Here is an 11836-nt window from a genome sequence, read left to right as displayed (position 1 = left end):
GATTGCCGCGCTTTTGCCAGATAATAGAGGATGCCGAAGGCGAAAAAGGGCCAAAACCCGTCATTACGAAGATTTAATGTGCAGTGCACAATAAAACGGCAGCTAACGCAGCATCGGCCACAGCGTCGCCGCCAGTGTCACGCCCATGGCGATGTTGAACCATTTGAGCCGCACCGCATCTGCCAGAAAACCGCGCAGCGCCATGCCGAAACCGGCCCAGGTCGAAATGCTCGGCAGCATGACGACGGCGAACGCAGCCGCGATCAGCACCACGGACACAAACGGGCGTTCCGGGTTGGTATAGACGGCCATGGCCGTAATCGCCATTACCCAGGCCTTGGGATTGACCCACTGGAAAGCCGCAGCCTCGATGAAGCGCATCGGCTGGCCCTTCGCCTCGCCTTCGCCGCCGAGCGAGCGCGACATGGCGATCTTCCAGGCGAGATAAAGCAGGTAGAGGCCGCCGGCGATCTTCAACCCGGTATGCAGCACCGGAAAGGCTGTCAACACGGCGCCAAGCCCGAAGCCTACGGCAAGCAACAGCACGAGGAAGCCGAAGCCGATGCCGAGCATGTGTGGCACGGTCTTGACCAAGCCGAAATTCACACCCGAGGCCAGAAGCATGAAATTGTTCGGACCCGGCGTGATCGAGGTCACAAAGGCATAGACCAGCAGAGCAAGGAATGCATCGAAGGTCATGCCGTTTCCCTAAATCAATGCGATCGGTGGCAAAGCGACGAGAGAGAGCCAAGCTGGATGACTACATCCCTTGCGGGCCGCGGTTCATCGCCGCCACCCCGGTGCGGCAGATCTCGACGAGCCCGAGCGGTTTCATGATGGCGATGAACTGATCGAGCTTGGACCCCTTGCCGGTGATCTCGAAGATGAAATGCTCGGTGTTGGCATCGATGACGCTGGCGCGGAATGCATCGGCGAGCCGGAGCGCCTCGACGCGGGCTTCGCCGGTGCCGGCGACCTTGACCAGCGCGAGTTCCCGCTCCAGTGGCCGCTCCTGTCCAAATTCCTGCGACCGCACGGTGAGATCGACGACGCGGTGCACCGGCACGATGCGCTCGAGTTGGTGCTTGATCTGCTCCAGCACGTGCGGCGTGCCGCGCGTCACGATGGTGATGCGCGACAGGTGCTTTTCGTGCTCGGTTTCCGAGACCGTCAGGCTCTCGATGTTGTAGCCACGTCCGGAAAACAGGCCGATGACCCGGGCAAGCACGCCCGGCTCATTGTCGACCAGGACCGAAAGCGTGTGGTTCTCTGGTTTTTCCGTCTCCTTGGCGATGAAATAGGCCGAGCCGGTCGGTTGCAACTGTGCGTTCATGGGGGTGACTTTTCTATCCTCGATGTTTGGTTGTCCAACAGGGACTGAGATACTTTTGCGGCGTTTGCCTACGGCGGCTTTTCCATAATTGTTCCAAGAGCAAGCTTCCTAAGCAGAGGCTCCCGTTAGCTTTTGAAGGCGACTGAAGACGCAATATGTTCGACCACATCCCGCAATTCTTGCATTTGCGCTTCATTGCCCATCACAACCAAACGCAAAAAGAGGCCGTCTTTTCCAATGCTAAAGCGCTGGGAGAACTGCTTGACGCTCCCATCCAAGGTGACTGTGCCCTCAAGCAAAATACCCTCCACTCCGGCAAACTTTATTGGCCGGGTTGACCGGATCTCCGCAGCCCTGAAGCTTGACGTAGTCCTAAGCTGGGTTTCAGCCATTTTCTCCAGGCTGTCGGGTGCCACTGGCCCTGCTTGATGAATCACAAGCAAGATCGGTTGCAGATTGCCGGAGTTCAAATCGTTTGGACCAACGGTGAGCAGCACTCCCGCGCCTGCCGGTGTCCCTATGAACCGAAAGGGTTCGACCACCTTGAGTTCAAATGGCAAGACCGAAAGCTGCTCCTCTTCCGATGCCGCAATTCCGGTCTTCACCGAAGCAAAGACAGCCTTGACGATTGAAGGTTCAAGGGAATTTGGTTCCATGACTTGCAGGGTCACTAAGGATGTTTTGTTTCCGCCATACAGAGCCATCCACTTATCAAAATGGCCGTCCAAAGTACTCTGCGTGCCATGTATAAGCGGGACGGATCCCCCTGTATTTATCTTCAGCCACTCGAGAGTATTCGCTTTGATGCCCCCGCTGGAGAATTTTTCATTTATTTTGCCGACATCTGAAAAAAGCGATGACATTTGACCGAACGCCTCTTTGGGTAATTCGGTAACTGCGATCGTTCCCTTTATGTCGTTATTCACAAAACCGGCAAAATCTCCTGCGGGCTCGAAACCTTTCGGGGGAGCTAACGATACAGTCGTTCCTCGCACCCTAAGGACATCCTGGGCTATCGCCTTATTATTGACGGCAAGAACGATCGCAAATGCGCACAGCACACCAAATGTGTTGTGCAACATTAACCAAAATGCCCTTGCTGACTTCGTCATTGTTGTGAACCTGCTTTCAGCAGTTGCGGGCTACACCAGTTCCCTGCCCTTGGCGTCGATCGCGTTGGCCACAGCTTCGTCGGTCGCCTCGTCAGGCAACAGCATCTCGTTATGCGCCTTGCCGGACGGAATCATCGGGAAGCAGTTGGCGAGCGTCGCCACGCGACAGTCGAAGAGGACGGGCTTCTTGACCGCGATCATCTCCTTGATGGCGTCATCGAGCTCGTCCGGCTTGTCGCAGCGAATGCCGTGGCCGCCATAGGCTTCGGCGAGCTTGACGAAATCCGGCATCGCCTCGGTGTAGGAGTGCGACAGCCGGTTGCCGTGCAGCAGCTGCTGCCATTGCCGCACCATGCCCATATACTGGTTGTTGAGGATGAAGATCTTGATCGGCGCCTCGTGCTGCACCGCCGCGCTCATCTCCTGCATCGTCATCTGCACCGAGGCGTCGCCGGCGATATCAATGACCAGCGCATCCGGGTGCGCGATCTGCACGCCGAGTGCCGCCGGCAGGCCGTAGCCCATCGTGCCCAGTCCGCCGGAGGTCATCCAGCGGTTCGGTTTCTCGAAATGATAGTGCTGCGCCGCCCACATCTGGTGCTGGCCGACCTCGGTGGTGATGTAGGTGTCGAGGTCCTTGGTCAGCGCATAGAGCCGCTGGACGGCATATTGCGGCATGATCACCTCGTGGTTCATCTTGTAGGCGAGCGAATCGCGGGCGCGCCATTTGGCAATCTGCTCCCACCACGGGTGAAGCGCTTTCTTGTCGGTCTTGGCGGTTGCCCGCCACAGCCGCACCAGATCCTCCAGCACACGCCCGACATCGCCGATGATCGGCACGTCGGTGTGGACGTTCTTGTTGATCGACGACGGGTCGATGTCGATGTGGATCTTCTTCGAATTCGGCGAAAACGCCGTCAGCCGCCCGGTGATGCGGTCGTCGAAGCGCGCGCCGATGCAGAGCATGACGTCGCAATCGTGCATCGCCATGTTCGCCTCATACGTGCCGTGCATGCCGAGCATGCCCATCCAGTTCTTGCCCGACGCCGGATAGGCGCCGAGGCCCATCAGCGTGGAGGTGATGGGAAAGCCGGTCAGGTCGACCAGCTCGCGCAGCAGATGGCTCGCCTCCGGGCCGGAATTGATGACGCCGCCGCCCGAATAGATGATCGGCTTCCTGGCGCCGGCCATCAGCTCGACCGCCGCCTTGATCTTTTCCAGGTCGCCCTGGACCTTCGGCTGGTAGCTGGTGCGCGGCGCCGTCTGCGGCGGGACATAGGTACCCTTGGCGAACTGAACGTCCTTCGGAATGTCGACGACGACCGGACCGGGGCGCCCTGTCGTTGCCACATGGAAGGCCTCGTGGATCGTTGCCGCGAGCTCGTTGACGTCCTTTACCAGCCAGTTGTGCTTGGTGCAGGGTCGCGTGATGCCGACCGTGTCGCACTCCTGGAACGCATCCGAGCCGATCAGCGAAGTCGGCACCTGGCCGGTCAGGCAGACCAGCGGGATCGAGTCCATCAGCGCGTCCTGCAATGGCGTCACCGCATTGGTGGCGCCCGGCCCCGAGGTCACCAGCATGACGCCGGCCTTGCCGGTCGAGCGCGCATAGCCTTCCGCCGCATGGCCCGCGCCCTGCTCGTGGCGGACGAGGATGTGCTCGACCTCGTCCTGCTGGAAGATTTCATCGTAGATTGGCAGAACCGCGCCGCCCGGATAACCGAAAACATGCTTGACGCCATTGTCCTTCAGCGCCTGCACCACCATTTCGGCGCCAGTCATTTCAGTTCTTGGCATTTCAGTTCTTGGCATGTCGCGCCGCTCATTCTGTCCACTGCTCATCGGTCTGGTCCCGTACTGTTCGCCATCTGGCGATTGCTCGTCGTTTAGTCGTGTTTCGGGCAATAAAAAAGGCCCCCGAGGGAGCCTGTGTCTTGCGCATGGGAGGTCATCGCCCGGCGGTTACACCGCCTCGCCCACGCGCTTTCCTACGAGAATGAGTGCCTTTTTCATGGTGGCGGACAATAGAATTGGTTTGACGCCGCTGTCAACGGCGAATGTGCACGGGTCGGATCAGGCTGAACCAATGCGTTTCCAGTAGATGAGGGTGGCTGTGAGCCCGCCATGCGGCTTCAGCGCATAATCCGGTATTTCGCCGGCCAGCGTGAAGCCGAGCTTTTCATAGAGGCCGGAAGCCCCCTCCTCTTTTGCCGTGTCAAGGACCAACAACGTGCGGCCTTTCTCCACGGCAACGGCTTCCGCCGCCTCCATCAGGCGGGTTGCTATGCCCTTGCCGCGGCAATCGAGGCGGGTCATCAGCTTGGCGATCTCGGCCCGGTGCGGCTGGTTGGGAGGGCAGTCGAGCAGCAAGGTGACTGTGCCGACCAGAGCCTCGCCGTTCCAGGCCCCAAGCACCGCCCTTTCGCCTCTGGCGGCCGCATCAAGCGACTTGTTCCAGAAGGCCGCGGCCATCTCCGGCGCCAGCGGATGCATGAAGCTGACCGAGCCGCCGGCAGCGACTGTCCCGATCAGCAGATCCGCCAGCATTTTTTGCGTTCCGTCAGTATTGCTGAGTGGCCTGATTTCGATCGAACTCATGTGGTTTCCCTTCGCCGCCCGTCAGTCGAAATGACTGGTCCGCTTCCGCTTCCTGGCCCGGCGGATTTCCGCGATGCGATCGGCGTCTTCCTCTTGCAGATGTCGCCCGCGTTCCAGCAGTTCGAGCGTGTATTCCTCATAGGTCAGGCCCAGCCGCTCGGCCTTGTCCAGCCGCATCAGCATGATCTCGCGGCTCGGCGCTTTCCATGCCTGGGCATGGGCGGTCCGCCAGGCAAGAAAGACATAGGGATCGCCCTTGCCCCAGGGCGGACCGTCATAGTCGTCGAGCGGCGGCCCACCATTGTCGGAGCGTTTCGGACGGCGTGCCTTCACCTCAGCGCCTGGCCAACGCAACCAGATAGTCGGCGGCGTCCGGCCCCGGAGCGTGGAAGACGCAATCTGATGGCGCGCCGAGCGCCAGGCAGTCGCCGGTTTCGAGCTTGTGAACGATGTCGCCCTCGGTGAATTCGAGGCGCCCGGAGATCAGCCAGATCTGTTGCCTGATGAAGGCATAGGACGCCGCCGGGAAACTTACCTTGGCGCCGGCCGGCAACTGGACCCGGATCAGTTCGAGCGGCATGTCGGAGACCGGCGAAAGATGCCGCCGCACATAACCCGTAGCCGGATCGCGCCACAGCGGCTGGTCACCTTCGCGAAGCAGGCCACCGCCCTGCAATTCCGCCCTTGCGATCAATGTGGACAGCGTCATGCCGAAGGCGGCCGCGATGCGCACGAGGAGTGCCGCCGTCGGGCTGGTCATGCCGCGCTCGATCGTGCTCAGCATGGCTTTCGAGACATCGGACCGCTCCGCCAATTCAGCCAGGGACCAGCTGCGAGCCACCCTTTCGGTGTGTATCCTTCTGCCGATAGTCGAGGATATGTCGTTCGCTATATCATCCATTAATCCAATATATCGAAATTTTTCTGCGAGGCAACGACCGTTTCGTCCACTTTTCGCAAACTCCTTAATGTCCGCTAAACCATCCGGCCTCATCCCACCTTAACCCCGTTCGCCTAGGCTCATCGCTTGGGAAAAGGGGACCGGCCTGTCCATGCTCGTTGAACGCGAAGCCTCCATTGGGGAACCGACTTTGCTGGAGCGCCGCAGGGCGGAGCAGAACGACAAGCGGATTCTGGGCAATGTCGTGCAATGCGACGGCGCGCGCGCCACCATCAGCGCCTATGCCGACGACGTCGAAGGCACGGTCACCGGCCTGTGGAGCGTCGGCAAGATGATCTCGATCAATCTCGGCACATCACGAACCGTCGGCCTGGTCTACGAAATCGGCAAGTCGGATCGTGCCTGGAGCAGCGAGGGCCAGAATCCGATCGAGGTCAGCATCGAATTGATCGGCGAGGTGCGCGACGGTGCCGAACCCGGCGCGAAGCCGATCTTCGACCGTGGCATCACAACCTACCCGCATATCGGCGCCATTGCCCATCGTATCCGCAGCCGCGACCTGCAGGCCGTCTACGATCTCGCCGGTCGTCATTCGATCACCATCGGCACGCTGTCGCAGGACGAGGCCATCGACGCCAATATCGCAATCGATGATACGCTGGCGCGCCATTTCGCCATTGTCGGCACCACTGGAGTCGGCAAATCGACCGCCGTGTCGCTGCTCTTGCGCAAGTCGATCGCCGCCCGGCCCGACCTGCGCGTGCTCATCCTCGATCCACACAACGAGTTCGCCGCGTCGTTGCCCGAACATTGCGTTAGGGTCGATTCGACGACGCTCGACCTGCCCTTCTGGATGTTCAAGCTCGAGGAATTTGCCGAGGTGCTGTTTCGCGGCCGCGAGACGGTCCCGGAAGAGGTCGACGCCTTGCGCGATCTTATTCCCGCGGCCAAGAACCTCTACCGCAATCCGAACTCCGGCAACTATCTACGGCGCAGCACCGACGCACTGACCGCCGACGCGCCGGTGCCCTATCGCATTGCCGACCTCATCAAGCTGGTCGACGAGCGCATGGGATTGCTGGAAAGCAAGAACGATCGCCCGACCCTCAGGTCACTGAAGGCACGAATCGAATCGGCGGCATCCGATCCGCGCTACCGTTTCATGTTCAACTCGCGCCTGATCGAGGACACCATCCACGAGACGATCGGCAACATTTTCCGCGTGCCGCATCACGGCCGCCCGGTGACCTGCTTCGAAATGGCCGGCATGCCATCCGAGGTGGTCAATTCCGTTTGCTCGGTGCTGGCGCGGCTGGCCTTCGACCTGGCATTGTGGAGCGAAGGCCGCTTGCGGCTGCTCTTCCTGTGCGAGGAAGCGCATCGCTACATGCCGGCCGATCCGCGCCTCGGTTTCGCGCCTACGCGGCACGCGCTGTCGCGCATCGCCAAGGAAGGCCGCAAATATGGCTGTTATCTGGGCGTCGTCACCCAGCGCCCGGGCGAACTCGACCCGACCATCCTGTCGCAGTGCTCGACGTTCTTTGCCATGCGGCTCGCCAACGAGCAGGACCAGGCGATCATCCGCTCGGCAATCGCCGATTCCTCGGCCTCGACGCTGGCGTTCCTGTCTTCCATGGGCCAGCGCGAGGCCATCGCCTTCGGAGAAGGCGTGGCGACGACGATGCGGATGAAGTTCGAAAAACTCTCCGAGGATTTGATCCCAGGCACCGCCAAACGCGAGAATGCCTTGCCGTCCGAAACCGGCGACGAGGTCGACCTAGTGGCGATCGTCGAACGGCTGCGCAACCTGCCGAAATCACAGCAGGCAATGCCTTTCGCGGAAGTCGTCGATCCGGGCCGGCAGGCCGGCGATTCGGACTATCGCAAGCCGTCGGCCGCACGCACCCAGCGGAACGACGATTTCGACTTGCGATACGGCCTCAAGCCGGCGACCTTCGGGCCGCGTCCGCCAGAATGATCGAGCCGAGCGACTTTTAGGCAGCGCTCGCAGATATCACAGCTGAGCTTCGATGGCTGTCTTGTCTATAATTGACCACACCTGGCCAATTTTCCCTCTCTGAAACTCATAGAATACGTTCTCGGCAAACGAAATTCTCTTCCCGCTCACATCGAGCCCAAGGAACATTCCCCTTGGCGTGCAGTCGAAGCTTAGCCGGCTCGCTACATAAGGCGGATCGGCAACCAATAGCTGAATGTCGAAGTAAAGGTCCGGAATTTCGTCGAAGTCTCTCACCAACATTTCGAGATAGCCGGACAATCCGAGCTTGCGACCGTTGTGGGTCACTTCATCATGGACAAACCGCCCCAGGTTTGGCCAATCCTGCTTGTTTAGACATGCAATATAGCCCCGATAACGATCTGAGAGGTCGGATTTAGTCACGGCAACACCTCTATTTCCGGCAAGCCCCACAAAGGCAGCATCTCAGCTTGACTGGGTGACGTCGGTCTGCGTGCACCGGAAACGCAAAAAACGATACCAGACGGCCAGCATCACGAATTTCCACATCACGAATTTGACGACGGAATTTCAGGCGCAGACGCGGTTGCGCCCTTGCCTCTTCGCCTCATAGAGCTGGCGATCGGCGCGGCGATAGAACTCCTCGGCGGTTTCCTTGCGATCCCAGACAGCAAGCCCGACGCTGGTGGTGATTTTCAGTCGGACATTGCCTGTCAGCACCGACATGTTGGCGATCGCCTTGCGGATGCGCTCGGCGAATTTGGATAGCAGCTCGGCATCCATATTGGGCGTGACCACCGCGAACTCCTCGCCGCCGAGGCGCGCCACCACGTCGTGATAGCGTGTCATGTCCTTGAGACAGTTTGCGACCGCCCGCAACACCTCGTCGCCGACATCGTGGCCGTGGCTGTCGTTGACCTGCTTGAAATGGTCGAGGTCGAGGATCATCAGCCCGACTGGTTTCTCGATGCGGCGGAACTCTTCGAGATATTCCTTCAGCGCATCGTCGAAGTAGCGGCGGTTCTGCATGCCGGTGAGGCTGTCGGTGAGCGCCGCATGCTCCAGCGTCTCTGAACGCGCGCTGAGCGAAACGGTCATGGCACGCAGCTTGCCTTCTTCCGTCGCCTGCTTTCGGATCAGCGGGTAGATGAAGAAAATGCCGAAGAACAGCGCAGTCGCCAGCAGCACGCCGGTCGCAAACAGCAGCTTGTTGAGATAGATGATTTCATCGAGTTCCGAAGGCGTATTGCTAATGTCGGCGGCCAGGGTTTGCAGGAGCCCATAGGCGTAAAGCGTCACCAGGCCGGCGGCCAGGATCACAAAAATAAAGACAAAAAAGGCTGATTCCGCCTTATGGAAACGCATCTGCTCCCCGTGGGAAAGTTCCTATCGATCTTATGGCATGCGGGAACTTACGGACAGTTAACCTGGACAACTTCAACGCGAAATGGCCCCTCGGTGTCGACTTTTCAGGTTGCGCTCGAAGGAGGAGGTGAGGGCATCGAGTCGATCCCCTCACCCGGACGCAATCTCTGCCATTCCGGGCCCAATTGGTGCCTGAACCAGGTCGTCTGCCGTTTGGCATATTGCCGCGTCGCGATCTTCGCGCGCTCGATGGCCGCGGGAAAACTGATGGCGCCGGCCAGCGCGGCCTGGAGCTCGCGAACACCGATCGCCTTCATCGCCGGCAGGTCGGGATCGAGGCCGAGCGCCGAAAGCTGCTTCACCTCGTCCAGTGCCCCCTTGTCCAGCATGCGGTCGAAGCGGACATCGATCCGCTCCACCAGCGCCGCTCGCTCCGGCTCGATGACGAAAAAGCGCGCGCTGCTCCTGTCGATCAACGGCCGGCCACGCGCGGCCTGCCATTCCAGGATGGAACGGCCCGATGCGTCGAGCACCTCCAGCGCCCGCACGATGCGCTGACCATCCGTCGGCTTCAGCATCATGCCGGCCGCAGAATCCTCGCGCAACAGGATGCGGTGCAATCTCACTGCGCCCTGTTCCTGGAGTTCGTAGCGCCAGCGATCGCGGATCGACTTCGGAATGTCGGGCATCTCCGACATACCTTCCGTGAGCGCCCGGAAATAAAGCCCGGTACCGCCGACGAAAATCACTGGCCGCTCCGAGAGCATGCCGTCGTCGATCAGCTTCGTGACATCACGCAACCAGGCGCCGGTGGAATAGGCAGTGGACGGATCGACGTGTCCATAAAGAAAGTGACGGACGCGGGCGAGTTCGGCAGGACCAGGCCGCGCCGTCAGCACGTCGAGCACCGAATAGCCTTGCATGGAATCGGTGTTGACGATGACACCGCCATTGCGCTCGGCGAGGTCGAGTGCGAGCGCCGACTTGCCGCTGGCGGTCGGCCCGGCTATCAGGATCGCGTTCTTCACGCGGCCTTCGCCCGCCTGTCCGCTGGAATTTTCGATGCCGCTGATCGCCACGCTTCTATCCCATCCCGCCGGCCGCGCATTGACGTCGACGCTAGCGAATATGGCCTCGCGGTCGGTCGGCGCAAGCGCTGTTCGCTGGCTGGCCGAAGGCATCGCCTGCGAGCTCGACTTGCCGGAGACCGCCGACGCTTCCGAAATAACGGCGCGCCTGCATGCCGCGCTTGCTTCCGAACCGATCGACGTGGCCGTCCAGCCGGCTGAGAACAGGCGCAAGAAGATCCTGATCGCCGACATGGATTCGACGATGATCGACCAGGAATGCATCGACGAGCTTGCCGACGAGATCGGCGTCAAGGATCGTGTCGCCGCCATCACCGCGCGATCGATGAACGGCGAGATTGCATTCGAGCCGGCCTTGCGCGAGCGCGTGGCGCTGCTCAAGGGTCTCGATGCCGCGATCATCGACCGCATCATCGACAATCGCCTGACGCTTGCCTCCGGCGGCCGCACGCTCGTCCAGACGATGGCGGCCAGCGGCGCCTGGACGGCGCTGATCTCCGGTGGTTTCGACATCTTCACCACCCGCATCGCAGCATTGCTCGGCTTTCACGAAAATCGCGCCAACCGCCTGATCGAGCAGGATCGCCGCTTCACCGGCTTGGTCGCCGAACCGATCCTCGGCCGCGCCGCCAAGGCCGAAGCCCTTATCGAGATTTCCGGCCGCCTCGGCCTGACACCTGCCGATGCCATTGCCGTCGGCGATGGCGCCAACGATCTCGACATGATCCGTCTTGCCGGCATCGGCGTCGCCATGCATGCCAAGCCGGCCGTGGCAGCCGCGGCAAAGATCCGCATCGACTACGGCGACCTCACCGCCTTGCTTTATCTGCAGGGTTATCACCGGGAGGAATTTGTCGAATGACGCCGATCCGCACCGAGCGCCTGATCCTGCGCAACTGGGAAGATCGTGACCGCGAGCTCTTCCATCGCATCAATTCCGACGAGTTGGTCATGGAATTCTTTCCGTTTCGCCGCGACCGCGCCCAGGCTGACGCCAAGATGGAGGAGTTGCGCGCGGCTATCAATCGCGACGGCTTCGGCTTCGCGGCTGCTGAGATCGCAGCCACAGGTGAATGCATCGGCTTCGTCGGCATAACCCGAACCGATCATTTGCCATTCCTGCCGCCCGGCACGATCGAGATCGGCTGGCGGCTGGCACCCGAATTCTGGGGCCGCTTCTATGCCACGGAAGCAGCCGAAGCCTGGCTCACCTATGGCTTTGAAAGACTTGGCCTCGACGAAATCGTGTCCTTCGCAGTCAAGGATAACAGCCGGTCCACTGCCGTCATGGAGCGCCTGGGCATGATCGCCGACCCCGCCTCCGACTTCGACTATCCAGGTGTTCCGGACAACCACACCGCACTCAGGCGACATGTCTTCTACAGGCTGTCACGCACAGACTGGCAGGCAAGAAAAAGAGCGACCCGCTAGCCGCCCTTTTTCTTTCAACATCAGAGTGTT

Annotated in this window: 13 protein-coding genes; 3 read left to right on the top strand and 10 right to left on the bottom strand. The window is 60.7% G+C overall.

The annotated features are described in order from the left end of the window. Nucleotides 1-102 precede the first annotated feature (102 nt). The 7 genes from NKI79_RS02000 to NKI79_RS01970 all read right to left on the bottom strand — a co-directional run bounded on the left by NKI79_RS02000 (nt 103) and on the right by NKI79_RS01970 (nt 5944). On the bottom strand, nt 103-699 hold the full coding sequence (locus NKI79_RS02000; protein ID WP_352475315.1) for a LysE family translocator: 597 nt from the start codon (nt 697-699) through the stop codon (nt 103-105). 61 nt (nt 700-760) lie between these two features. Continuing rightward, nucleotides 761-1333, bottom strand: a complete 573-nt coding sequence (gene ilvN / locus NKI79_RS01995) for an acetolactate synthase small subunit (RefSeq protein ID WP_023676680.1) — start codon at nt 1331-1333, stop codon at nt 761-763. Nucleotides 1334-1458: 125 nt separating this feature from the next. Further along, a complete protein-coding gene (locus tag NKI79_RS01990) occupies nt 1459-2445 on the bottom strand; it encodes a hypothetical protein (RefSeq protein ID WP_352475316.1) in 987 nt (328 codons plus the stop codon). A gap of 30 nt (nt 2446-2475) precedes the next feature. Continuing rightward, nucleotides 2476-4227 (bottom strand): acetolactate synthase 3 large subunit, encoded by a 1752-nt coding sequence (locus NKI79_RS01985; RefSeq protein WP_352475317.1) that lies wholly within the window; start codon nt 4225-4227, stop codon nt 2476-2478. A 291-nt stretch (nt 4228-4518) separates the two neighbouring features. Continuing rightward, nucleotides 4519-5043, bottom strand: coding sequence for a GNAT family N-acetyltransferase (locus NKI79_RS01980; RefSeq protein ID WP_352799586.1), 525 nt, complete (start codon nt 5041-5043; stop codon nt 4519-4521). A gap of 21 nt (nt 5044-5064) precedes the next feature. Further along, a complete protein-coding gene (locus NKI79_RS01975; protein ID WP_254818924.1) occupies nt 5065-5376 on the bottom strand; it encodes a hypothetical protein in 312 nt (103 codons plus the stop codon). Between the two features lies 1 nt (nt 5377). Continuing rightward, entirely contained in the window at nt 5378-5944 is a 567-nt protein-coding gene (locus NKI79_RS01970) for a helix-turn-helix domain-containing protein (RefSeq protein ID WP_352644620.1), read from the bottom strand. 151 nt (nt 5945-6095) lie between these two features. Between NKI79_RS01970 and NKI79_RS01965 the strand changes: the two genes are divergently transcribed. After that, complete coding sequence (locus NKI79_RS01965) at nt 6096-7922, top strand: ATP-binding protein (protein WP_352799584.1); 1827 nt, start codon at nt 6096-6098, stop codon at nt 7920-7922. A gap of 36 nt (nt 7923-7958) precedes the next feature. On the opposite strand, the gene NKI79_RS01960 is transcribed toward NKI79_RS01965, so the two are convergent. From NKI79_RS01960 to miaA, 3 genes are all read right to left on the bottom strand, one after another. Next, nucleotides 7959-8345 (bottom strand): ester cyclase, encoded by a 387-nt coding sequence (locus tag NKI79_RS01960; RefSeq protein WP_352799582.1) that lies wholly within the window; start codon nt 8343-8345, stop codon nt 7959-7961. 147 nt (nt 8346-8492) lie between these two features. Next, complete coding sequence (locus tag NKI79_RS01955) at nt 8493-9287, bottom strand: GGDEF domain-containing protein (protein WP_254818928.1); 795 nt, start codon at nt 9285-9287, stop codon at nt 8493-8495. 104 nt (nt 9288-9391) lie between these two features. Continuing rightward, nucleotides 9392-10360, bottom strand: a complete 969-nt coding sequence (miaA, locus tag NKI79_RS01950; protein ID WP_352799731.1) for a tRNA (adenosine(37)-N6)-dimethylallyltransferase MiaA — start codon at nt 10358-10360, stop codon at nt 9392-9394. On the opposite strand from miaA, the gene serB reads away from it, so the two are divergent. Next, on the top strand, nt 10350-11237 hold the full coding sequence (serB, locus tag NKI79_RS01945) for a phosphoserine phosphatase SerB (protein WP_352799580.1): 888 nt from the start codon (nt 10350-10352) through the stop codon (nt 11235-11237). The genes miaA and serB overlap by 11 nt on opposite strands. Continuing rightward, a complete protein-coding gene (locus tag NKI79_RS01940; protein ID WP_352799578.1) occupies nt 11234-11806 on the top strand; it encodes a GNAT family N-acetyltransferase in 573 nt (190 codons plus the stop codon). The genes serB and NKI79_RS01940 overlap by 4 nt, the downstream gene beginning before the upstream one ends. The last annotated feature ends 30 nt before the right edge of the window (nt 11807-11836 follow it).

The organism is Mesorhizobium sp. M0340 (assembly GCF_040321535.1).
In the GTDB taxonomy this organism is placed as follows: Bacteria; Pseudomonadota; Alphaproteobacteria; order Rhizobiales; family Rhizobiaceae; genus Mesorhizobium.
This window is presented reverse-complemented; position numbering and strand designations above follow the sequence as displayed.